The organism is Halorubrum trapanicum (genome assembly GCF_002355655.1).
GTDB classification, from domain to species: domain Archaea; phylum Halobacteriota; class Halobacteria; order Halobacteriales; family Haloferacaceae; genus Halorubrum; species Halorubrum trapanicum_A.
In genome coordinates this window covers 112,336-134,873 of sequence record NZ_AP017570.1, presented here as the reverse complement: position 1 = coordinate 134,873, position 22,538 = coordinate 112,336, and the positions used below count along the sequence as shown (strand labels likewise).

The 22,538-nt window shown below is 52.7% G+C and carries 20 protein-coding genes and 1 pseudogene; 16 read left to right on the top strand and 5 right to left on the bottom strand.

The genetic code is table 11. The features are described from left to right. Positions 1 to 8: 8 nt before the first annotated feature. The 3 genes from CPZ01_RS15270 (at position 9) to CPZ01_RS14370 (ending at position 2,531) form a co-directional block, all read left to right on the top strand. A complete protein-coding gene (locus CPZ01_RS15270) occupies positions 9 to 626 on the top strand; it encodes a hypothetical protein (RefSeq protein ID WP_157746048.1) in 618 nt (205 codons plus the stop codon). A 181-nt stretch (positions 627 to 807) separates the two neighbouring features. Beyond that, a complete protein-coding gene (locus CPZ01_RS14375; protein WP_172863992.1) occupies positions 808 to 2,235 on the top strand; it encodes a lamin tail domain-containing protein in 1,428 nt (475 codons plus the stop codon). After that, positions 2,232 to 2,531, top strand: a complete 300-nt coding sequence (locus CPZ01_RS14370) for a DUF3006 domain-containing protein (RefSeq protein WP_096396416.1) — start codon at positions 2,232 to 2,234, stop codon at positions 2,529 to 2,531. The genes CPZ01_RS14375 and CPZ01_RS14370 overlap by 4 nt, the downstream gene beginning before the upstream one ends. Position 2,532: 1 nt before the next feature. On the opposite strand, the gene CPZ01_RS15265 is transcribed toward CPZ01_RS14370, so the two are convergent. Continuing rightward, positions 2,533 to 3,417 (bottom strand): hypothetical protein, encoded by an 885-nt coding sequence (locus CPZ01_RS15265; RefSeq protein ID WP_157746046.1) that lies wholly within the window; start codon positions 3,415 to 3,417, stop codon positions 2,533 to 2,535. Positions 3,418 to 3,678: 261 nt separating this feature from the next. Between CPZ01_RS15265 and CPZ01_RS15795 the strand changes: the two genes are divergently transcribed. From CPZ01_RS15795 to CPZ01_RS14350, 5 genes are all read left to right on the top strand, one after another. Beyond that, on the top strand, positions 3,679 to 3,831 hold the full coding sequence (locus tag CPZ01_RS15795) for a DUF7837 family putative zinc-binding protein (RefSeq protein WP_007344022.1): 153 nt from the start codon (positions 3,679 to 3,681) through the stop codon (positions 3,829 to 3,831). Positions 3,832 to 3,884: 53 nt separating this feature from the next. Continuing rightward, positions 3,885 to 4,298, top strand: coding sequence for a TRAM domain-containing protein (locus CPZ01_RS14365; protein ID WP_172863991.1), 414 nt, complete (start codon positions 3,885 to 3,887; stop codon positions 4,296 to 4,298). Between the two features lie 72 nt (positions 4,299 to 4,370). After that, on the top strand, positions 4,371 to 4,652 hold the full coding sequence (locus tag CPZ01_RS14360) for a helix-turn-helix transcriptional regulator (RefSeq protein ID WP_096396414.1): 282 nt from the start codon (positions 4,371 to 4,373) through the stop codon (positions 4,650 to 4,652). 494 nt (positions 4,653 to 5,146) lie between these two features. Then, positions 5,147 to 5,965 carry a ParA family protein gene (locus CPZ01_RS14355; protein ID WP_095637937.1) on the top strand — a complete coding sequence of 273 codons (819 nt, stop codon included), beginning with the start codon at positions 5,147 to 5,149 and terminating at the stop codon, positions 5,963 to 5,965. Further along, entirely contained in the window at positions 5,962 to 6,369 is a 408-nt protein-coding gene (locus CPZ01_RS14350) for a hypothetical protein (RefSeq protein ID WP_096396413.1), read from the top strand. The genes CPZ01_RS14355 and CPZ01_RS14350 overlap by 4 nt, the downstream gene beginning before the upstream one ends. A 91-nt stretch (positions 6,370 to 6,460) precedes the next feature. Here the strand turns inward: CPZ01_RS14350 and CPZ01_RS14345 are convergent. Next, positions 6,461 to 6,631 (bottom strand): annotated as a pseudogene (locus CPZ01_RS14345) (type II toxin-antitoxin system PemK/MazF family toxin); the annotation flags it as partial. A gap of 132 nt (positions 6,632 to 6,763) precedes the next feature. Continuing rightward, complete coding sequence (locus tag CPZ01_RS14340; RefSeq protein WP_089767472.1) at positions 6,764 to 7,165, bottom strand: hypothetical protein; 402 nt, start codon at positions 7,163 to 7,165, stop codon at positions 6,764 to 6,766. Positions 7,166 to 7,595: 430 nt separating this feature from the next. On the opposite strand from CPZ01_RS14340, the gene CPZ01_RS14335 reads away from it, so the two are divergent. The 5 genes from CPZ01_RS14335 to CPZ01_RS15770 all read left to right on the top strand — a co-directional run bounded on the left by CPZ01_RS14335 (position 7,596) and on the right by CPZ01_RS15770 (position 16,250). Next, entirely contained in the window at positions 7,596 to 12,068 is a 4,473-nt protein-coding gene (locus CPZ01_RS14335; protein WP_096396412.1) for a PAS domain S-box protein, read from the top strand. 3 nt (positions 12,069 to 12,071) lie between these two features. Beyond that, a complete protein-coding gene (locus tag CPZ01_RS14330; protein WP_096396411.1) occupies positions 12,072 to 14,780 on the top strand; it encodes a response regulator in 2,709 nt (902 codons plus the stop codon). A 158-nt stretch (positions 14,781 to 14,938) separates the two neighbouring features. Beyond that, positions 14,939 to 15,262 carry a HalOD1 output domain-containing protein gene (locus CPZ01_RS15775; protein ID WP_158601460.1) on the top strand — a complete coding sequence of 108 codons (324 nt, stop codon included), beginning with the start codon at positions 14,939 to 14,941 and terminating at the stop codon, positions 15,260 to 15,262. A gap of 75 nt (positions 15,263 to 15,337) precedes the next feature. Continuing rightward, entirely contained in the window at positions 15,338 to 15,865 is a 528-nt protein-coding gene (locus CPZ01_RS14325; protein WP_096396410.1) for a response regulator, read from the top strand. A gap of 1 nt (position 15,866) precedes the next feature. Next, positions 15,867 to 16,250: a DUF5658 family protein gene (locus CPZ01_RS15770; RefSeq protein ID WP_394338338.1), complete on the top strand. Its 384-nt coding sequence runs from the start codon at positions 15,867 to 15,869 to the stop codon at positions 16,248 to 16,250. 268 nt (positions 16,251 to 16,518) lie between these two features. Here the strand turns inward: CPZ01_RS15770 and CPZ01_RS14320 are convergent, their stop codons facing one another. Further along, positions 16,519 to 17,772, bottom strand: coding sequence for an RNA-guided endonuclease InsQ/TnpB family protein (locus tag CPZ01_RS14320; protein WP_096396409.1), 1,254 nt, complete (start codon positions 17,770 to 17,772; stop codon positions 16,519 to 16,521). 359 nt (positions 17,773 to 18,131) lie between these two features. On the opposite strand from CPZ01_RS14320, the gene CPZ01_RS14315 reads away from it, so the two are divergent. Beyond that, complete coding sequence (locus CPZ01_RS14315) at positions 18,132 to 19,808, top strand: transposase (RefSeq protein WP_096396408.1); 1,677 nt, start codon at positions 18,132 to 18,134, stop codon at positions 19,806 to 19,808. 321 nt (positions 19,809 to 20,129) lie between these two features. Here CPZ01_RS14315 and CPZ01_RS14310 read toward each other — a convergent pair whose 3' ends face one another. Further along, on the bottom strand, positions 20,130 to 20,924 hold the full coding sequence (locus CPZ01_RS14310; protein WP_096396407.1) for a helix-turn-helix transcriptional regulator: 795 nt from the start codon (positions 20,922 to 20,924) through the stop codon (positions 20,130 to 20,132). A 191-nt stretch (positions 20,925 to 21,115) separates the two neighbouring features. Between CPZ01_RS14310 and CPZ01_RS15255 the strand changes: the two genes are divergently transcribed. Together CPZ01_RS15255 and CPZ01_RS15250 are read left to right on the top strand one after the other, a co-directional pair. Further along, positions 21,116 to 22,081, top strand: coding sequence for a hypothetical protein (locus CPZ01_RS15255; protein WP_143076933.1), 966 nt, complete (start codon positions 21,116 to 21,118; stop codon positions 22,079 to 22,081). A gap of 38 nt (positions 22,082 to 22,119) precedes the next feature. Further along, complete coding sequence (locus CPZ01_RS15250) at positions 22,120 to 22,422, top strand: hypothetical protein (RefSeq protein WP_137711804.1); 303 nt, start codon at positions 22,120 to 22,122, stop codon at positions 22,420 to 22,422. The last annotated feature ends 116 nt before the right edge of the window (positions 22,423 to 22,538 follow it).

The following is a 22,538-nucleotide window of genomic DNA, read 5'->3' as shown; positions in this document are numbered from 1 at the left end:
GTAACCAGATGGATCTCCTCCACTACGGAGCGGTTCTAATGGCACTCTTCCACGGCGGTGTAGTTGAAAGAGAGAATGTTACAGTGGAAGACACGTCCGCCCCTGTTTACTATGTCTATGATGAGTCATGGTCTACGGCAGGGCAAGGAGTCGCATTTTCTCATATTATAATCAATCGAGCACAGGTGGAAGACAGACCAGATTTTATTCATGATTTCATCTTCCTACATGAAGCAGGTCACAAGCAGTGGTCTTGGCCCCTACAGTGGTTCTTCACAATCGGACAGCTTTCATATCTATCTCTATTGATTGCTTCCCTGATCGCCTTACCCTCTCTTGTGTTCCGTGCCATCTCTGTAGGTACCGGCACGGTTGTAATAAACTTGCTAACTGTGCCTGTCTCTTTAGGAATTGTACTTATAATTCCACTTCTAATCACATGGTTTGATGAAGGTTATGCTGAGATTCACGCAATTTCTCAGATTGGGCTCTCAACTTATTTAGATATTCAAAATATCCGCCAGACCAAATCGTATCCATTATTCTCCAGAATAAGATCGGTTGCCATGTATCCACCAACGAGTCTCATTCTAGCTATCTTCCGCTACCGGAGCGATGAGAGTTGATATCGTTTAGATGGGGAAAATAACGCTGTTCCTGTGCTGACTACCCCCTCTGTATCTCGCACGGAGCTTTTGTCATTTGAGAAGAATTGCGACAGAGTCGTCGATATGGATATCCTGCTCACTGGGACTCCCCCACCCACCACACCCCGAGTGCTTTACCCGTTGAGAAGAGTCCTCAACTATGAGCTCAATCGGGAGTCACGGTCGACTCCTCATTATCGTGGGGATCGTCCTCCTCGCGGGCTGTTCAGGGGCGGTTCCTGGCGATCCGTCCGCGAGCACCCCAGACACCGGAAACGAGTCGACACCGACAGCAAACGGAACTGTCGAAGTCCATTACATCAACGTCGGCCAGTCAGTGAGTACACTCATCGTTGGTTCCGACGGCGACACCATGCTCGCCGATACTGGGCACTACAACGATGACGGCGAACACGTCCTCGAGTATCTCCAAGCACAAGACATCACACGAATCGATCACCTCGTTACCTCACACAACGACGCCGACCACATCGGTGGGAACGCCGCGATCATCGAGTACTACGAAACAGAAGCCGACGGGATCGGCGCGGTGTACGACCCTGGCATCGCGTCTAGCACACAAACTTACGCCGAGTATCTCGACGCGATCGAAGCACACGACGTGACACTGTACGAAACGCGAGAAGGCGACACGATCGATTTTGGCGATGTCGACGTCGATGTCCTCGGCCCACCGGATCCGTACCTCGAAAGTGAAGATCGCAACGAGAACAGCATTGTCCTCAAGCTCACCCACGGCGAAACGAGCTTCCTGCTCTCAGGCGATGCCGAAGACGATCAGGAAGCATACCTCGTCGACGAATACGGGTCAGAGCTGGAGTCGACAATTCTGAAAGCCGGCCACCACGGCTCTGCGAGCTCGTCAAGTGGAGCGTTTCTTGATGCGGTCGATCCGCAAGCAGTCGTAATCTCGAGCGCGTATGATTCCCAGTACGGGCACCCCCACGAGGAGGTCCTCGAACGACTCGCTGAGCGATCACTCCCTGCGTATTGGACCGCAACGCACGGCAACATCGTTTTGACCAGCGACGGACAGAACGTTACTGTCCAAACCCAGCGAGACGCCCCGACAGATCCGAGTACGCTCCGTGAGGGTGATCCGATCGAAGTTGGAGCGCCTGACGCTGTTACTGACCGTGCCCGCATTGAGAGTGATGGGACAACCAGTATCGACACCGGTAGTAACGACACTCCCGACGAGACGGACAGCGAGACTGATGAGACGACAGCTGAGGCTGGCCTGACAGTCGCCGAAATCCACGCGGACGCGGCTGGTGATGACCGAGAGAATCTGAACGATGAATACGTCGTTTTCGAGAACACCGGTAACGAGACGCTCGATCTATCTGGCTGGACGATCGAAGACGAAGCAGGCCAGAGGTACACTGTTCCCGAGAGGTTCGAGCTTGCCCCCGGTCAAACCGTGACACTTCATACAGGGAGTGGAACGAGTACAACTACTGAGTTGTACTGGGGTTCAGGTTCGCCGATTTGGAACAACGACGGGGACACCGTGATCGTCAGTACTCCTAACGGGGAGCGTGTCCTAGAGGAGACATATTCATGACTGATCTAGTTGATCTGAACAACGGCGAATACACAGCTGTGGTGGACTCAATCGAAGATGGGTTCGCTACCGTGTTTTTCGAACAAGACGGCGAGGAGGTAGGGAATGTTGTCCTGGAAGCTGATCGACTCCCTGAGGACGGGAAACATGCTGATGCGATCCTCACAGTCACCGTTGTCGACGGCGATCTGGATACAGCGCAGTATGAACCCGAGCGAACCACAAAGCGATCAGAGGCAGCACAGAACCGATTTGATCGGCTCTCAAAACGCCCGCCTTCGGAGGATGATTCGTAGATCACTCCGGTGATGTCCCGAGGCGGTTGCCTGGTTTCTCAGTCGATCGCTGGCCAAGGTACTCTGTTAAGAACACAAAGACGGTGACGATCATGCCGGTCGCAAACCCCGTTCCATGAGCAATTACGCTGACAAATCGCCCCGTTTCATCCAGTTGGACTTGGAATAGCTGCGAAAGGAGTACGACGACTACTACAGACCCAACCAAGATAGGCAGGAGTCCCTCACGCTGTGACCTGGTCCACGCCCACCACGTCAGTATCTTCGGTCGGGTGCTGACAATCCCAATTCCGATCGCGAAGGCAACAATCGCACAAAGGACGACAGCCACAGACTGAGACAACACAGCAGACGTGAATGCGAGCGCGGAGAGCGCTCCGAGAACAATTGTTCCAGTCGTCGCCACGCCGGCGTCGTAGCCATACCCAGCGGTCGCTGTGCGTGCCAGTGAGACGTATAGAAGTCCACCAAACGCGCTCACGACTCCAGAAAATCCGCGTGCCGTCGTCGCGTCCGCAACGAGATTCCACTGGACCTTCAGCAGCCAGTAATCTCCAAGCTTTGTCATCGGCGGTGCGAGCACAAGACACCCGACTACAGCGAACCAGAACGGACGTCGACGCGTCCATGTCATAGAGAGTGCGTACGCTGATGCCATCACGATCGCGTACCACGTTACGCTGGACGCTAGATGCGAAACGCTATCGTGGAGGATTGCCGCGGTCCATGCCGAGACTACAGTGGGCTCGCCGTACGTGAACAGGAACTGCGAGCGGAGTGTTTCGGGGAGGAAGAAATGAACAGTGACGAGGACCCCAACTACCCCAAAGAGTATGGCAATCTCCACTGCGTCGGTTGAGGTTAGAGCTCCCTGTCGTCGAGACATTCACGCTGGGTTGTCCAGGAGCAAATAAAAAGGGACAGATCAGTCCACTTGTGGGGGGCCGAATATTCGGAAGTTGGATAGCGATCGACCATAATCTTAACCAACAAGGTTGAGGATGAAAAGCATATGTTGGTTAATCGTGCTGGTGGTCTACTCCACCGGAAACCTGGTGCGTTTGGCCCGCAAAGCCGCCAAAAGCTTAGGTTCAAGCCGGGTGATATTCATCTGGAAGGAACTGTCACACGCTCTTTCCACCCCTTCATGAACGCTGACGAATCGCCCCTCGGTCGGTGCCCGAAATGTGGTGAGGACATATCCGAAGCATGGATTCTCGTTGAGTACGAGAAGGACGACGGCACAGAGGGCGTGTGGACCGAGTGTCCGGCTTGTGAGGACGTTGTAGCCCCGGAGTAGAGAGACAGCAGAGTAATGTGTGATTCGCCGCATATGCGGTGTACGGTCTAAAAATGGATATTTCAGATCAACTTCAGTGTCTGTTCTCAGGGAAAGTCGAAGAGCGTAATGGGCCACATGTGATTGAAATACCGGAGCAAGAGCTCCGCCTGGGCGACCTAGAGGCGGACGAAACGTATCGTGTCGCTTTGTTGCCGTCACCCACCACCAGCGAGACCAACACTACTGACGACGATTCACAGTCCCAGCAAACGTCACAGACGCCCCCTGTCGAGGAAGGAGAACGACGCACTGTCGAAATAGAAGATATTGGTGACCAGGGCGACGGAATCACCCGTGTTGAGCGCGGTTTCGTCGTTATTGTTCCCGACACCAAACAGAGCGAGCGTGTCACTATCGAGATTACCGATGTACGCGAGAATGTCGCCTTCGCGGATGTTGTTGAACGCATTAGCTACTACGAGTAGTCTGGCGCGTTCATTAGAACTGTACTTCGAAGATCAGTAGTTATTTGAAAAGTTGAATACGTAATGCGGAGTATGTATGATCTTACGGGCTTTCAGCGCGACTTGTTGTACGTAATCTCCGGTCTGGATGATCCACATGGGCTCGCAATCAAAGACGAACTCGAGGATTACTACGAAAAAGAGATCCACCATGGTCGGCTCTATCCGAATCTCGACACACTCGTTGAGAAGGGACTTGTCGAGAAAAGTCAGCGAGACCGTCGGACCAACGAGTACACTACCACTCGTCGGGGCAACAGAGAAATTGAGGCGCGAGCAGAATGGGAAGCTGAGTACATCGACCACGACGGCTGAACCGTCGCGATAGAGAACAGCCTAGCTTCGCCCCTTCACACTCTCGATGGCAAGGATAGTCTGTGCCGCCGTGTCGTCGAGCACCTCATACATCTGGAGGTTACCAATAATCCGGTAAAAATTAAAAGTCGTGCTCGGTTGCCCATGAAGCACGATCTCTCTTCATTTCGAAGGTAGTCCTGATTCTCGCTGAAAACACGCCGAACGACTATAACGAATTCATCGAGCAAAACGAACAGAACGAGATAAACGAATGAATTGAACGCATTCTGAGAAACGAACTGGTAGAGCATGAACTGGCACCCTCTACTCGATGAATAAAACGAGGAAAACGAACGTAATGAACATAATGAATGCTTTGATGGCAACGAGTGTGTTTGCTTCAACGAGTGGAACGAACAGTTGGTTTTAACATCGTAGTAATCCTCTCACCGAGTGAAGTACCCTCACCGAACGCACCGAACTAAACGACCAAAACGAACGAAACGAAGATAATGACCGACACCAATACCGCACGAATCACGGTGGCGAATCAGAAGGGAGGCGCCGGGAAGACGACTGACGTCATTCATACTGGCGGCGCACTCGCCGCCCGAGGCCACGACGTCCTCCTGGTCGATATCGACTATCACGGGGGGCTCACCTGCTCGCTTGGCTACAACGATCTGTACTACGATACCGACCGCACAACGCTGTTCGACGTCCTCGACTTTGACCAGATGGAGTCGGTGAACGACATCATCGTCGAGCACGAGGAATTCGACATTCTTCCCGCCAGCGAGAAGCTCGCGAACAACAAGAACATCCAGACGCTCCTTGAGGCGCCGAAGAGTCGCGAGCGGTTGGAGATGACTCTGGACGAGCTCGACAAGGACTACGACTACATCATCGTCGACACGCCGCCATCTCTAAACGTCCTCACCGACAACGCTCTCGTCGCGACTGGCAACGTCGTCATCCCCGTCATTCCCGAGAAGCTCAACGCCAACAGCCTCCAGATTTTCGCTAAGCAGCTGAGCTCCCTCGAACAGGCGTACGGAGACATCAATCGGCTCGCAATCGTCTGTAACCGCGTCGAGCAGAACGCCGAACACCGCGACACCATCGAGGAGATCAAGTCGGCGTACTCCCTCCCGGTGTTCGAGATCCCGAAGCGGACCGACCTCTCTCAGTCGATTGGCGAGGGTGTGTCCGTCTTCGGCTTCGGCAAGGAGAACCAGCGCGTCGAGGATGCACGCGATTTGTTCAACGAGATCGCGGACCTGTTCGACGAGACGTTTGAGAAGACTGCGCCTGAGGAGGTGGAAGCATGAGCGACGGCTGGGGTGATGCTTCCGGCATCGAGGGCAACTACGAGGAGGAGGACGATGAGGTCGATTCCAGCGAAACGAGTGAGGTGAGTGAAACGGTGGAAACCAGGTCATCGACCGAAACGACCGAATCGACTTCAACGAGTGAAACGAACGAAACGAGCAAAACGAAGACAAATATCAAGGACGAGTGGAACGGGCGGACGATCTACATTCCCGACGATGTCCTCGACGAGATGGAGGATACCTACCTCGAGTCCCAGCTAAAACTCCGCAAGGCGGGCCAGGACGAGTTCAAGAAGAACCGCCACTTCTACCCGCTACTCGTCCAGTTCGGTGTTGAGGCGCTCTCTGATGCGGATGCCGAGGAAATCAAGGCTCGGCTTTCGGAACTCGGCGACGGATGACCTCGCGCAGAGCGAGGCCCGAGAGAAGATGAGACTGATCGTCTCAATGCATACGGGTCTGACACTGATTTCTTTGCACAGGACCTCTCGATCAGTCGATCCCGTGGCTTAACTTGAGCGCGTCGTCGATCTCACCCATTGTCGAGTCGTCGAGACTGCCAGCCACCGAATGGATTCGGTTCTCGACAGACACGACTCGAATTTGGTCAAGCCGCACGAAGTGATCTTTCTCAACCAGTGAGTCCGACGCTTCCACAAGTAACGCCAATCAACCCGTCAAGAAGTGAGAACGATGATACCTAACCGAGGACTTGTTCTGTCCGACATACTACGGTCGGTAGCGGCCGAAGCTTACAATATACACTGAATATTGAACGGAGCAAATAAAACGATATCAACACCCAGGAGTTTCCGTGATGAGAATAAACGGATCGCGCTCGCGATTGTAGTCGGCGACATCTCCGGCGACCGCTTCGATGAGTCGGCGATGAACTTCTCTGGCTGCTCGTCCCTCGTCTGGGCTCAAGTAGTGGAGCCCGCCCAGCTCCGTCCAGAAATCACCGTCAAGCCAAAACAGTGTCTCATCGTTCGACTGGTGGACGATGTCGCCGTTATCGCTCAGTCCCTCGGTGTCGAGTTGACCACCCGAGAGCTGGGCGCGTGCCAGCACCGCCACAAGCTGCCGGCGTGAAATGGATGCATGAACAGCAACATCGTCGATCAAACTCCCGAAGTAGTCTTCGACAGCATCAATCGTTTGGGAGAACTCATCAAGCGTAACGGAATCTAACGGTATTGTATCTCTTGGTACTTCTTGAGTTTCCCGAGATCGAGAGCCGCTAAGTAATACGTCAGATGCAAGGTTGAGTTCAATACTATCCGCCGTTCGACAGTACTGTGTTCTGTCCCTGCTCTCGTCCGCAGTGACCTCTTCTAAATACATATTCTCAGAGAGTTCCTTCACACGTCTATAACAGGTGGCAATCGGGATATCTAGCTCTTGACTCAGCCAGCTAACTGATCGCGGCTCCCTTGCCGCCCGCAGTATATCTACGCTGTATTTCCGCCCGAGTACCTCAACTGCTTCCGTCGACATCTTGTTACCACGATTGATTCTCAAGGCTGAATAGCTGTACCCTATATTTATCGATCTAATTCTATTAGGGCCGATATGAAATGGTTCTCTAAGCGAAAACATAATAGAGCGGAACAACAACATCGGATGTATGAGCGATGGAGACGCGTACACGGAACATACCCCCGCGGGACTTCTCGAATTGTCTTCGGAACTGAATCAAGCTGGTTCTATCGAGGACATCTCTGTCGTTGCTGTCCGAATGTTGGATCTCAATTTTGATGCGCCTCTTTCGGCGATCTGGGAGTACGATGAGCAGGAAAACGAACTCTGCCCAATCGCCGAATCAACTGAGGCACAAGAGGTGATCGGCGATGCACCTATCCTTCCACCTGACTCTCTCGCCGGACGTGTGTACAGACAGAACCGTCCGGAAGTGTTCGACGATGTCCACGAGGCCGATGGCACGTATAATTCAGACACCCCGATTCGGAGCGAAATTATTGTGCCAATTTCAGATTTCGGCGTCTTGAGTGTCGGAGCTACTGAACTCAATGCCTTTACTCAGAAAGACGCAGAACTGGCGAAAATCGTCGCCTCGAATCTCGAACCTGCAATTTCACAAATCCGACACCTCGAGGAGTTACAGGCTGAGCGTGATTGGACACACACGTTGTTTGAAGGCTCCAACGATGCCATTTTCATTAGTGATTCAGATGCGAATTTCGTCCAAGTGAATCAGGCTGCTTGCCAGTTAACTGGCTATGAGCGAGAGGAACTCCTCTCGATGCGTATTCCCGATCTTCACGAAGAGGTCGACTTACATGCCTATCAGGATTACCACGACCAAATTTTAGCCGGCGAACCAGCAACCACTGACGCAAAACTGCTTCGGAGCGACGACAGTAAAATCGATGTCGAGTTCTCGAACCGTCGGATCAAGCGCGATGGGGCGGCCTATATGCATACCGTGGCGAGAGATGTGACGGAACAGCGGGAACGCCAGCGTCGCCTAGAGTCGTTTAAGTCGGCCATCGAGAACGCGAGTGATGGGATTGCTATTTTGGAGAACGAGGAGTACACGTACGTTGATCAAACGCATGCCGAAATGTACGGGTTCGAGGACCAAGATGAGTTACTGGGGCAGACTTGGCGTGATTTGTATACTGATGCCGTTGAAATCGAGCGCATAGAGGATGAGGCGCTTTCAGCGCTCCGATCTGATGGAGAGTGGAGAGGCACTGTAACTGCATCTCCAGAAGGCAAGAGAGAATTCCCGACCGAACTATCGCTGACACGCTTGGAAGACGATCGAATCGTCTGTGTTGTCCGTGACGTGTCTGAAAAATATCGGCGTCAAGCGGAACTTCGGGAGAATGAGCGGCGTTTCGAGTCGGTGTTCGAAGACCCCGAAATGCTGGTGGCGTTATTAGAAACTGATGGTGAGACGATTGAGGTCAATGAAACAGCGCTAAACTACGTTTCGAACGACAAATCCGATATCTTGGGGGAACCGTTCTGGGAAGGAGACTGGTGGTCGCATTCCTCGGACCTACAAGAAGATCTAAAAAACTGGATCGAACGAGCGGCTGCTGGCGAGTATGTTAGTTTCCAGGCTGAACATCCGGATCAGGACGGTGACAGTCGGTTCATGACGGGCACAATCCGTCCGGTTACAGGGGAATCTGGAGTCGAATCGCTCGTCATTTCTAGCCGTGATATTACTCCCCGTGAGCGACGACGTCGCGAGTTAGAGACGTTCCAGCAGGCTGTCGAGGATGCGAAAGACGGCTTCGCTATTCTTGAGGATGGAGAATACACCTACATCGACGACACACACGTGGATATGTATGGATTCGATGGTACTGACCAACTCCTCGGGGACTCTTGGCGGATGCTCTATGACGAAGATGAGGTAGAGCGTCTTGAGTCGGAAGCCTTCCCTGTTCTTGAGTCGGAGGGCCACTGGCGGGGTAAGGTAACCGGATCCCGACCGGACGGGACCACATTCCCGGCTGATCTCTCTCTGACCATCATCGATGAGGGCCCCCTCGTTTGTACTGTGCGCGATCAGACTGCACAACGAGAACGGAAGCGCGAACTCGAACTCAAGGAGCAAGCGATTGACTCCTCGAATGTTGGGGTCATGATCACCGACCCACAGCGAGAAGACAACCCGATCGAGTACGTAAATAAAGGATTCACCGACATTACTGGCTACCAGGAGGACGACGCCTTAGGTCGTAATCCACGTTTCCTCCAGGGACCCGAGACAGACCCAGACGAAATATCGAAGCTTCGAGAGGCGATTGCGGCCGGTGAACCGGTAACGGTAGAATTGAAAAACTACCGAAAAGACGGGAGTGAATACTGGAATCGATTGTCTGTCACGCCAGTCACTGATGCAGATGGGACGCTTTCGAAGTTTATTGGCATACAGCAGGACGTAACAGGTCGGAGGCAACGGACTCGGAGCCTGGCAGAACAAAACCGGAAACTCGAATTGGTTCTTTCTGGAACGGACACTGGTATTGCAGAGTGGAGTCTTGAGACGGATCAGATATCATTCGACGACACGCTTGTCGATTTACTTGGCCATGATCCGGACAACTATGAAGAGTTCGTACAGATCGTCGCGCCGGAAGATCGGGACCGTGTTCGTGATTCACTAGAACGAGTCGGCGATATCAACGACTTGTCTGCGGATTTCAGAGTTATTGATGCCAACGAACAAACGCGATGGATACACACAGATGCTGTTCTGATACCCGATGACGAAACTGGAGAGAGACTTGTCGCGATTGCCACGGACATAACGGATCAAAAACGACGGATTCGGCAGATTCAACAGGAGCGGAAGCGATTCGAGATCCTCTCGGAAAGTCTCGAAGAATACGCCTTTGTACTTCTCGATGACGATGGACAGATCGACAGCTGGAACGATGGAGCAGCCGACATCTTTGGATATGACGAAGAAACTGCAATTGGTATGCCAGCAGCAGAGTTACACCCTGAACAGGATCAAAAACGTGGGATTGCTGATCGGTTATTAAAACAGGCATCACTCGCAGGAGAAAGTACTCACGAAGGACAGCGAGTCCGTCAGGATGGATCGTCGTTCCCTGCAGAAGTCTCATACGTTCCCCTTCAAACTGAAGATGGAGTGTTCCTGGGATACGGGATGGTCATCAGAGATCTTACTAACCAGCGTCAACAGCGGCGTAGAACAGAGCGGTTCGTTGAGGAATCAGTCGACGTCGTGTCTATCTTAGATCGCGACGGGTGTTTCACCTATCTTAGTGGCTCTGCTGAACGGGTTCTTGGATATGATCCAACTCAGCTAAATCAAGAGAGTGTCTTTGATTATATCCATCCAGAGGATCGGGAACGTGTAATGGAAGCGTTTTTCGCCGCCGTGGAGGATTCCGATTCAAGCGTTCAGCTAGAGTTCCAAGCAATGGATGCGGATGACGAGTGGATTACCGTAGAGGCACGTGGACGGAATCTCTTTGACGATGAAGCAATTGGTGGGTTTCTGTTATATATACGTGACATCAGTAATATAAGAGAACAAACGAAAAAATTCGAATCCGTATTCAATCAAACGTTCCAATTGACGGGTCTGATGACCCAGAGTGGTGAAATCCTTGAGCTAAACGACCCCTTCATGGAGTTCGGCGGCATACGTGTGGAGGAGAGCAGAGGCACACCGCTCTGGGAATGCCCTCTGTTCGCGCATTCGTCTGAAGTGCAAACTCAAATTAGACAGGCAGTTACTCAAGCATCTTCGGGTTCATTCGTTCGGTTCGACGTGGAAGCAGAAGGCGTTGATGGACTCGCCAGCTTCGACTTCTCGATCAAGCCGATCTCAAGCCAGCACGGGGAGCTTAGCTTCCTAGTATTTGAGGCACGAGATATTACAGCTCAGGAACAGCGTCAGCAACACGTCCAGGTCTTACACCGGATTATGCGGCACAATATCCGAAATGATCTGACGAAAGTGAGAGGGTATGTCGATCTGCTTGCGTCGGACACAGAGACAGACACTCGTGAACAGCGCGCTGCGACGATCCGAGACATTCTCGACAAGTGGGAAGAAATGGCAAACAAGACCCAAGAGCTCCAGAATATACTCACGAGCGAGAGCGCTCTCGCTTCCTACCAGAGTGCTCAGCAAATAGCTCAGGATATTCAAGCCAAAAAAGAAGACGAATATGCTAATGCGAATATCACTATCACAGCCGACCACGATCTAGAATCACAAATACCGAGTGAACTTGACAAGGCGATTTCTGAGCTCGTTGAGAACGCCATCACAGCGAACGATACTGAGCATCCATCCGTACAGATCAGTGTCTCGCAATCCGATGAACGGTGGGTAGAGGTTTGTGTGTCCGATACTGGGCCTGGACTCCCGGAAATGGAGAAAAATCTCCTCGAAACTGGCGAAGAAACGCCGCTGAGTCACGGGCAGGGACTCGGATTGTGGATGGTGCGATCACTGGTGACTCGTGCCGGGGGATCGATTTCAGTTGAAACCTCGGGCGATGGGAGTGAGATCAGACTGGAAGTCCCCACCCAACCGGCTCGAGAGGACTCAGAAAAACCGGGCATCGTGTCGTAAACTATGACCCAAGACGGAAATACAAAAATCCTGGTCGTCGAGGATGACCAGAGTTTGGCTGAGCTGTATGCAGAGTGGCTCGCAGACCGCTATGTTGTCGAAACCGCGTACTCTGGCGAAGAAGCCTTGGAAGCGTTCGATGCGACTGTCGATATCGTTCTTCTGGATCGGATGATGCCCGGGTTATCCGGCGGAGAGGTTCTCACGCGACTCAGACAATATGAGTCGAACTGCCAGGTGGTTATCGTCTCTGCGGTGACACCGGACTTCGATATCGTCAAAATGGGATTCGATGCGTATCTCGAAAAGCCCGTTGAAGCTGACGACCTCGAAGACGTTATCTCCCAGATGCTCACTCGTGCCGAGTACAACGAGGATCTGCAAGAGCTGTTCTCGCTGATAGAACGCCAATCGACCTTGGAAGCCGTCATGGAGGCAGATACCCTCGAAACGAGCCCAAAATACCAGGCACTCACAGACCAAATCACAGAACTCGAGGATAAAGTCGAACGGTACCTCCAGAACCTGCCAGATAGGGATTTTCGAGTGGCTATCGAGCGCCTGCAACGAACAGCAGCAGAGCGCAGGGAACAACAGCAGTACCAGTCCCTCACTGAAGACGTATTAGACACATCACAGGAAGGGGTCATTGTAATTGACCGTGATGGACAAGTGGTGTGGGCAAACGAAACTACCGAAGAATTACTTGGAGTTGATAGAGACGATATCCAAGGGTCTGACTACAGTCGAATTGCTTCTGAATCGTACCAGGAATATCCCTCAGGTGAGCAAACACTGTCTGACCTCGTAACTCATTCTCTAGAGAACATGAATTCCGAAGTCGAAGCCATCGTCCGTATCCCTGAGACGGCTTCGAAAGAGCAGCAGTGGTTGGAGTACTGGAGCGGACCGATTCAAACTGGTCTTTATGCAGGCGGGCGGATTGAACACTACCACAATATTACAGAGAGGTACGCGTATGAACAACAGCTTGAGGATCTGCATGCGGTTTCCCGCGATCTAATGACAGCGGACTCGGAACGTAGCATCGGCGAGACCGTGACAACTGCCGCAGTCGGGGAACTCGGATTCGAGTTTGCCGCGATATATACACGAGAAGAGAACACGGGACGCTTGGTCCCACTAGCACACGCATCCACGGAAGATGTTACTGAAATTGACCTTCCCACTATCTCTGAAGGAGACACACCAGTCTGGACGACCTATGTGACTCGAACGGAACAGTTGGCTCCTGACGACGAAGACGTAGTAGATACTCGGTCGAGCCAGTGGTTGGCAGAGGAGTTCTCGTCGTGGCGACTCTACTCACTAGAATCAGAGGGGGTTCTGTTGGTGGGGATGACCACGACGCCAGAGATCTCCTCAAGAAAGAACAAATTGGCAAAGACGTTAGCAGCGAACGCAGCAAGCGCATTCGAACGAACAGCACAAGAGGCGGCCCTTCGGCAACGCGACCAGCGGTTAAACGAGCAAAACGAACGGCTGACACGACTGGATCGAATCAATACACTGATACGGTCGATAAGTGCCACGGTTATCAGTGCAAATACACGAGAAGAACTGGAGCAAGAGGTCTGTAATGCTTTAGCTCATCTGGATCTGATTAGCGGGGCGTGGATCGGTAAAAAAGATATTAATACGAATACGATCGAGGTCAGAGCCAAAACGGATTCGCTCCAATATCAAAAAGTGGGGGCGAACGACACTCCAGCAGATGACAATACCCAGCGGAGTAACTCTACATTGCCACCTACTGAACGGGCATACAGGATTGAACGTTCGGTCGTGGAGAGCGACTTAATGACCGCTAGCTCCGAAACGGAGTGGGAACAAGACGCACTGAAAAATGGCACCAACTCGATTGTGGCTGTACCACTACAGAGCGAGGCTTCGATCCTTGGCGTATTAGAAGTCCACTCCAAACTACCAAACGCCTTCGCTGAAGAAGAGGTGACAGCCCTCACAGAGCTCGGTCAAATAATAGGTCACGGGATATCAGCACTCCGGCAAAAGGCGGCGCTTCTATCTGGTGGGGGCACAATTCTCGAAATTCAGTTCGAGGACGATACTGGCCTTGCAACTCTTGTTTCGGATATGGAGACGGATCTCGAAGTGTTGAATGTAGTGACTGAGAGTCCAGATCACCTCCTGTTCGCGCGAGTGACCGGTGAAAACGTGACCCCCGAGGCGTTCGAAGCTGCTGGTTTCGATCCAGAGACGGTCATTTTGAGCGACTCTCGAAATGGTATCTACTGTAAAGTCCCGGTGCGGAACAGCAGCTTTTGCGAGAAACTGACCGATCAAGGAGTTGCGATAAATCAAATCACAAACGCTTCGGAGTCCAACGAGATCGTGGTTTCAGTAACCGTGCCATTCACCGTCGACGTCGGGGAATATCTGAGTTCACTCCGGGAAGACTACAGCGATCTCACCCTGTTATCCAAACTGGATAGTGAGCGGGGAGAAACTAATACCTCTCTCTCAGCACGTCTTGATGGAGCTCTTACCGCCCGGCAAGAAGAAGTCTTGCAGACGGCGCTCTACGCAGGATATTTTAATTGGCCGCGGGATGCAGATTCGACGTCGATTGCCAAGACTCTCGATATCGCACAGTCAACGTTCAACCAGCATCTTCGAGCTGCTGAGTCTAATCTGCTGACGACTCTCTATCAGGATTCAACCGAGCTGTGACCTGCCTCAGTATCACGTTCTACAGTACTCGGGCTGTCCTGCTTATCGACATTCGGAAAACTGGCTCCAAATAGTGGGCCTTTCCATATAGGCATTAAATTTGGCAACCCGATATTAGAGGGTAGAAGACGTTTGATTGTAGAATAGATGTATTCTTTATGGCCCAAAGCTCTCCGCACCGAGAGTCTGAACCTACGGGATGGAGTACAGATTCCCAAATAGTGCGTGAATTTGATAGACCTGTCCGTGTTTCGGATGCGGTCATTGAGACACTTATGGAAGCTGTCGAAGACTGGCCGGAACTCAGTAGATCACCTCCGGTGTTCGAATTTGTTGATGCAGACAAATTAGATGGCTTGTTCAAAACTCGTACAGTCGAGGAGACCAGTCATATGCCCTCTGTGGAGTTTCTCTTTCAGGACGCACTTGTGACGGTCATGTACGCATCAACGGTGCGTGTCATCGTCGAACGAGATGCGTGAGTGAGAATAGATGACCCATTCCAGTACCGTTCTGATCGTCGAAGACGAAGAGAATCTCGCTGACTTGTTTGGCATTTGGCTACAGGAGCAGTTCGAGGTTCATGTTGCCCATCCGGGGAAGATGCACTGGAAATCTTCGCTGAGGAACCGATTGATATTGTCCTTTTAGATCGTCGAATGCCGGGCCTCTCTGGCACGGAGGTGCTACAATCAATTCGTGAAGGCGGCGATGCCCAGCAGGTGATCATGGTAACAGCTGTTCAGCCAACGGAAGACCTAGCGTCCATCGATGTGGATGACTATCTTCTCAAACCAATCGACCGGACAAAGCTTCTTCGAGCTGTGGAAGCTGCAGAGCTGATTCTAACATACGAAGATTCACTCACAGAGCTTCTCTCACTCACCGCGAGGAAAGCCACGTTAGAAGCGAACCTCGACAAAACAGAGCTAGAAAAGGACGACCGATACGGCGATCTCCTCCAGAGAATACGAGAGTTGGAGGAAGAAGCTGATACGACACTCCAGCGTCTCGAGACAGATTATCAGATCGATATGCTGGTCAGAGACCAGCGTATCGGATCCCAACCTGTAGAGCAGTTCTGATATGGTGCGAGGAGCCGTGGCATCCACTAATTGTGCTACCAGCAGCAGTACCGAAGTACTCGCAGAAAATAAATATCCGCTGCTCATCGGATTGGTCTTCGTACGAGCTATAGATGCGAGTCTCACGTACTATGGGCTAAGCATCGGACTGCGAGAAGCCAATCCGATTGTCGTACTTATTGTTGAGACTCTCGGAATCATCCCCGGCCTATTCTTTCTCTCGTCGGTGTCACTAGTGTTATTATTCTTTCTTGGTGAATACCTGCTTCCCGGAGTCGCACAATCGAGACATAATATCGATCTGTGGAGCAATGTAGCATACCTTTCAGTTTTGGTCGTATGGAGCGCTGTGTCGCTTCATAATATGGTACTCATTTGGATATGAGATTGATCGAGTTTGTCGGTTTATTATTATATGTTTCAATTGTGTTAATTATATCATTTGCTATGCTGCTTTCTCTGCTTTAATTTCTGCAATGAAGCTCCAAACCCTCATTTTATAAACGGTATAGGAGGATGGATTAACCTTGCGGCAATTCACGGATTAAAACTGTGTAGAGTATTGACACCTATTAGCAGAAGCAATCTACGAGTTACACTATACATGACATCCTCCGCGCCGTGAACGGCGCGGTTTCCCAAGCGTTGGGATATTATGGTTCGCGGGACGCCCACTCTTGTGGGGCGACTTGCCCCGTGGATTTGTCGAACAGGCGCACCGCTGGCTGTGCCATCCAGCCGTTATCCCTATCTCCCCCGTCACAGACGAGATTCGGGAGTACCTTCTGTCGGATGTTCTCGGCTCCGTTCACGTCGGCGTTGGCGACCACCCCGCACTCGTCGCAGACGTACAGCCCACGTTCGACGCGCTGGCTGTCGTCGGTCGTCCCACAGGATGCACACGATTTGGACGTGCCGCGCTCGTCCACGCGCTCGACGCTGATGCCGCGCTCGGCGGCTTTGTATTCCAGCATCTCGAGGAAGCGGTCGAACGCCCATCCGTGCAGGTCCAGATTGCCGTGGTCGCCCCAATCGGCGTCCTCGCGGATACCAGAGAGGTCGCCCACGGCAATCGTCCCGACGTTGCGGGCCGCACACTCAGCTACCACATCCTTCGAGACGGCGTGCAAGAAGTGGTCACGCCGCCCCCGGCGCTTCCGGTCTAGTCGTTGCGCTTTGTGGGAGTCGCTGTCGTCGCACGTCGCTCGCTCCTTCTGGAAGTAGTAGTCGTCCTCTTTGAGTGCGCCGCCGGGGTACAGCAGGGCCTCGTCTCCGACCGCGACGGCGGCAAAGTTGCAGATGCCGAGGTCGATACCTGCCACCCGGTCGCCGGGAGGGTCCGGATCGCCAGTGTCGACGCGACAGACGATGTGCAGCTCCCACTCCTTACCGGTCCAGACCGCTCGGACCTGCTGGACGTGCTGTACGTCCACATCCGGGCCGGTGGCGTACTCGCAGAGAACGAAGTCCGACCACGACTTTTTGAGATTCGCTCCTTTCGAGAGTCGAATCCTGTTGTGGTCGGGGTCGTGTTTGAAACCGTCCTCTTTGAATGTGACCGTCGAGCGGGGATGCTCGTCGCCCTGCTTGCGGTAGCCGGGTGGGTTCGCGTCCCCGTTGCCATTTTGACGGTGGGCGTACCACGAGTCGAACGCTTCAGCCAATTCTTCGAGAATTGCCTGACTGGATTGAGCGTTCAAATCCGCGTAGCGTTCGTGACTCTTGAGGTACGCTTTGAGCGTGCCGTGGTCTGGAATCGTGCCGGTTTCACTCCAGATACAGTCGCAGGTCCACCGGGCGACGTTCCAGAGTTTCGAGGCGGCGAACCCAAGCGAATTGAGGTCGTCGCGCACCTGCTGGTGGTTGCGAATGGACGCAACGTAGGTGCGCGTGACCAGATTCGCCATACATAGCATGTGGCGGAGTGGCTACATAATGGCGTGCCAACCGGAGTGAAAGTAGAATATCCGGCCCGACAGACCCGCGTGGACTGTGGCACCGGGCTTACGCGATTCACGCCCGGCGTGAACGCCGGGATTCTCTCGCTGTTAGAAGATAGATAGTAAGGCCAATACTTAGACGTTGACAATATTGATCAGGTATATCTATTGGGTTCAGAATTATATTCTTCCTCAATAATGATCGAACCGGATACCTCTCAAACTGGTATCCAGCGAAGCGTCAGAGGCACACCCACCCCACCCCCCCACCCCCGTTTAATTAAATATAACACGCGTTTTGAGTTCGTTCTACTTTCTATAGACTGATGCCCTACACCAGTGAGTCCTGTCGGACTACGTTTCGACGGATCGCCCAACGACAATATAGTGAGTGGCCGGCGTACAATTCGACACTACTGTACGATCGAACGTCGCTCGCTGGACTGGAATCTGATATCCGGACAGTCTCAGAGACGTGGTTCGATCACGATAGTCACGACTCTATCGAGGAGTTCGTCTGTGCACTCCCGCTAGCCTACTTTCGATTTAGCGCCCATGATCAGTATGCGGGGTCGACACGCTACCAGATGGCCACTCTCTTCCGGGTGTTCGTCCTGCAAGAATGCCACGGGTGGGAGCACGAAACCGCACTCGTTGGCTACCTCAGGAACCGCCCTGAACTCCGCGATAAACTGGGGGTCGAGACGATCCCGTACCAATCGACACTGTGGCGAAGCTGGCACGAGCGGTTCACCCCTGACCTCCGAGAGACTGTCGAGACAGCGGCTCGAACGATTCTCATCAAAGCCCAGAATGCGGGTGTCGAGACTCCGCGTGAACCGGCACGAAAGCTCCGATACCACGGGAACGAGTCTGGTGAGTCAGACCCGAATGATCAAACTACGTTGGAGCAGGCAGAGAAGATCACCGGACACGTCAGCCGCGTCGTCTTCCCGGCGTTTTCGCTGGAACGTGGCGAGGGCTGTGAGATACACGAGAACGCCTACTGGGACTTACAGACGTATCTCGGACTTCGCGAGCGGCTGGCTGCGAACGAAGGGGCTCGCAGTTTTATCTACGAATCGACTCGGGATCGGACACCGCTGGGCCACGCCCATCGCGAGCACATCCGCGACCTCTCGATTGAACAGGTTCGAGCGATGTACCGGCAGGCCGTCACTCGGCTCCTGAACGAAGTTGCCGGGACAGAGCAGTTCTTTCGAGCGGGGATCGTCGCGATCGACATTACCGAAGCTGACCCGTTCACGGGCGATAGAACGGGCCACGAAGACGAAATTATCGGCACCAAGGAGACAACTGACGAGTACGCCTATCAGTGGGCGACAGTCCAGTTAGTCGGCAACGCCGTCCCGATCGTCCTTGATGCGCGGCCAGTTCAGAAGGGTGAGTCCCGCTTAGAAATCGTCAAGGACCTCTTGAATTCTGCCGAGGAGATGGTTCACGTCGACAACGTGCTGATGGACCGAGAGTTCGATAGCCAGCACGTCCTGGAGATGCTCAGCCAACGTGGGCTTTCATACGTCGTGCCGAAACGAATGCAGACCAGCGAGAAAGCCCAGGCCAAGCGATTGCTCCAGCGCGGCCAAGACCGCTACGAGGCCGACCGGAAGCTCCATCTCGGAAAAAATGAGTGGCACGAGACGACGCTGACCTACCGCCGGAAAGAGGACTCCGAGCACGACGATCACCGGCAGTATTCGGTGTTCATGTCGAATTGCGGGAGCGGGCACCTCACAGAGTACGGCTATCGCTGGGAGATCGAGAGCGGCTACAAATCGATCAAACGGTTCATGGCTGCGACAACGTCGAAGGATTTCGGGCTACGGTTCTTCTACTTCGCATTCGCGTGTCTCCTGTACTCGATCTGGCGAGCTGTCGATCTGCTCGTGCAGGTTGAGTTGACTGGTGAGTACGAGCACTCGCCGATCGTAACAGCCGACAATACGCTGACGCTGCTAAAGAAGGAGACTGGAATTGGGTAGAGAGACACTCTGTCTAGGTTAGCTCGCCGTCTGAGTGGCTACACTGTTGGAAGTCACGAAAATTCGTCCATACAATTGAAAGTATGACAGGAATGACCGCTTAGGGAGTGATATGAGGTGATTTGCCTTGACTGAATCGGCCAAATTCACGCATCACAGCCTCGCTAAATCCGGTGTAGTCTCAACTTCCCACAATCTCGGAGGATGGAATTGATGCGTGCCTTCTATACAGAGATATAGAAAACGAATAGAAATTGGAAATTGATTTTTTTCTTAGTAATCCGTTTCAGCGAACACTAAGTGTGACTACGGGATTTCCCGTTACCGTATCCCTTTGGGACCTCCACGAAGGAAAATTTCCTCTGCATCTCGCTCAACCGAATCATACTGTTCTGTCGCCCACTCAACCGCAGTCTTAGTATCATTCAGCATACAGCCCTGAATTCCTTGTTCCGTGTAAACGACGACACCGACCTCCGTTTCATCCGCTATCCATAGCCCAAACGTCCACGGAATCGTCCCGCGAAACAACGTAACGCTCGGTTTGTCTAACGCATCTTTCGTCTCCTGTGGATTCAGTTCGTATAATCGGTCGAATACGTCTCCATCGAGCACCAACTCCAGTGTAGCAGAATCATCTGTGACTGCTGCCTCGTAGAACTCAGTCGCTGAGCCTGCGGGCGCCTTCGGGACTAGCCCTCGGACGACAGATGCTCCGCGGACTGAGCAAAGCATTACATCGAGGACTGCATCGGGAACACTGCTCTCGGCAATATGCGCAGTTGATCCCGGAAGAAACGCTTCACCGATGGGGGTCTCGGTGGGGAGCGCAGCGAGGATCGGTGCTGCGTCGGCGAGGTCGGTGAGGAACGAGGCGTACTCGTCGTGTTTGCGATATGCACACACCCCGGCGGCGGTTGCGTGCCATTCACCGTCCTGGTACTCAACGAGGTATGCGTCAGCGAGCGAGCGTAACACTCGATCAATCGTCGAGCGCGAACAGTCGAACAATTCGGTAAGGTCGCGTTTTGAGCGTGGCGCCGCGGTGAGGACACGGAGAAAACCCGACCGGTCTGCGATGAGCGCTTCAAAATCGGCGGGATCGGGTTGTTTCATTAGCGGGTTCTAGTAGCGTGAGCGTATTCAGTTCTGGGGAGGTTAATTGGCTGTACACGAACTATGTCAATGGTATGTGTACAGCTTGAGGGGGACCCTCAGCAAGTGAGGGGGGTGGGAGTAGTCTGGGAGGGGTACTCATCAATTAACATGAATACAAACCGCGAAAGAATGGCAAGTGGTGTGTTACCATGGAAAAACCAGACTCCGACCCAGACCAGTACCAAGCCGAACTGAACGACGCTGTCGATGATGGTGGTGGTTGTACCGAGACGTGGGAAAAATTGTCGGATATACGGAGTAGTCCCGATCCGCGCCCAGGTGTTGACCGCCGGACAGTTCTAAAGATTGGATCTCTGGGAATCGCTACAACGCTCGTGCCGGGAGTTGCCACTGCAGACAATAAAAAGGATCTTGGTGATGGAAGCGATAGCACTAACGGCGAACGAGAGGTTGTCATTCAACGACTGGCCGGGAAACGTCGTAGAGAAGCAGTTGACGACGCGCTGGGTAACAGCGATGTTCAGCAGCTCCTGAATGATGCCGCCTCTGAACATAGTTATAACAAACAACCTGAGGACGCCGTTGCCTTTCGAATACGGGGCGTCGGGGATGTAGATATCGATTATCGGACCGTCGATCTTCCTTTCGATACGGGCGTATCTCTTCAAACCGACGAGGATGTGGAACGAATCCCCGACGCTTTCCTCGGGTGGGACGATCGAGACGACTCCCCACCGACCTATACTACGGTCACCTATATTGACACTGGAGAAGATACTGCACGTGCAGATGTTGTTTCAACTTCAGCAGAAAGTGGTGAATTGAACACTCAAGAGACCTCACTGACGACTGAAGAATACCGTGACTTACTTGATGAAATAGAGGACGAAACTGATGATTCTGGGGCTGTATCCACCTTCTCGGTTAATGACGGCGTCCAAACCGCCGCTCTCCTACCATGCGGCCCATGTGTGCCAGACTTGAATTGTTGGTACCGGTTGGCACGCGCATATGGAGGTATTTTTGCGGCCTGCTCCCTGTGTGGCGTTTTCAAAGAATTCAAGACCTGTACGACTTGTTTGGGAGCGATTATTTCAGCCCCAAAGCTGGGCTTTCTCTGCGACCCATGCCTTGGTCCGAAGCCGCTCTGTTGACCTAACTGATTTATGATCTCCTCGCAAATTCAGATATAATGGCCCCGCTCGAACTTACCCTCCGGACGGTACTCGGAACGATTTTATTACTCGGTGCCGGTGTTGCTTGGGCATACCGTTGGTCCCGGATGAGTCAACCTACACGGATTGGTAGTGTCCTGTTGCTGGTTGGGTTATTATTTCAAACGTACGCTCCACAATTATTTGTCTTGTTAGGAAATCCGAGTGGGACAGCGAGAACGGTTATTGAAATCGGTATGCTCGTATTCCTTGCTGCCGGTTTTTATTTATTACTGGTAGGACACCCGGACACCGGGTCCGATATTGATTTGGATGAATAGCTGTATCCGTGTATGATATGGTAATATACTCAACCTGAGACAACTGGGCCGACTATTTGAGCCAGACTAGACTACATAAATAACATATTCGCATATTTTTGTAACATCTATACAAC

What these genes read in the sequence shown, in the direction of transcription:
- CPZ01_RS14330 (WP_096396411.1), top strand. Translation starts at nt 12,072, where the DNA reads ATGACCCAAGACGGAAATACAAAAATCCTGGTCGTCGAGGATGACCAG.
- CPZ01_RS14355 (WP_095637937.1), top strand. Translation starts at nt 5,147, where the DNA reads ATGACCGACACCAATACCGCACGAATCACGGTGGCGAATCAGAAGGGA.
- CPZ01_RS14320 (WP_096396409.1), bottom strand. Translation starts at nt 17,772, where the DNA reads ATGGCGAATCTGGTCACGCGCACCTACGTTGCGTCCATTCGCAACCAC.
- CPZ01_RS15270 (WP_157746048.1), top strand. Translation starts at nt 9, where the DNA reads ATGGATCTCCTCCACTACGGAGCGGTTCTAATGGCACTCTTCCACGGC.
- CPZ01_RS15265 (WP_157746046.1), bottom strand. Translation starts at nt 3,417, where the DNA reads ATGTCTCGACGACAGGGAGCTCTAACCTCAACCGACGCAGTGGAGATT.
- CPZ01_RS14350 (WP_096396413.1), top strand. Translation starts at nt 5,962, where the DNA reads ATGAGCGACGGCTGGGGTGATGCTTCCGGCATCGAGGGCAACTACGAG.
- CPZ01_RS15250 (WP_137711804.1), top strand. Translation starts at nt 22,120, where the DNA reads ATGGCCCCGCTCGAACTTACCCTCCGGACGGTACTCGGAACGATTTTA.
- CPZ01_RS14375 (WP_172863992.1), top strand. Translation starts at nt 808, where the DNA reads ATGAGCTCAATCGGGAGTCACGGTCGACTCCTCATTATCGTGGGGATC.
- CPZ01_RS14370 (WP_096396416.1), top strand. Translation starts at nt 2,232, where the DNA reads ATGACTGATCTAGTTGATCTGAACAACGGCGAATACACAGCTGTGGTG.
- CPZ01_RS14360 (WP_096396414.1), top strand. Translation starts at nt 4,371, where the DNA reads ATGTATGATCTTACGGGCTTTCAGCGCGACTTGTTGTACGTAATCTCC.
- CPZ01_RS14315 (WP_096396408.1), top strand. Translation starts at nt 18,132, where the DNA reads ATGCCCTACACCAGTGAGTCCTGTCGGACTACGTTTCGACGGATCGCC.
- CPZ01_RS15255 (WP_143076933.1), top strand. Translation starts at nt 21,116, where the DNA reads ATGGAAAAACCAGACTCCGACCCAGACCAGTACCAAGCCGAACTGAAC.
- CPZ01_RS15795 (WP_007344022.1), top strand. Translation starts at nt 3,679, where the DNA reads ATGAACGCTGACGAATCGCCCCTCGGTCGGTGCCCGAAATGTGGTGAG.
- CPZ01_RS14365 (WP_172863991.1), top strand. Translation starts at nt 3,885, where the DNA reads ATGGATATTTCAGATCAACTTCAGTGTCTGTTCTCAGGGAAAGTCGAA.
- CPZ01_RS15775 (WP_158601460.1), top strand. Translation starts at nt 14,939, where the DNA reads ATGGCCCAAAGCTCTCCGCACCGAGAGTCTGAACCTACGGGATGGAGT.
- CPZ01_RS14310 (WP_096396407.1), bottom strand. Translation starts at nt 20,924, where the DNA reads ATGAAACAACCCGATCCCGCCGATTTTGAAGCGCTCATCGCAGACCGG.
- CPZ01_RS14335 (WP_096396412.1), top strand. Translation starts at nt 7,596, where the DNA reads ATGAGCGATGGAGACGCGTACACGGAACATACCCCCGCGGGACTTCTC.
- CPZ01_RS15770 (WP_394338338.1), top strand. Translation starts at nt 15,867, where the DNA reads ATGGTGCGAGGAGCCGTGGCATCCACTAATTGTGCTACCAGCAGCAGT.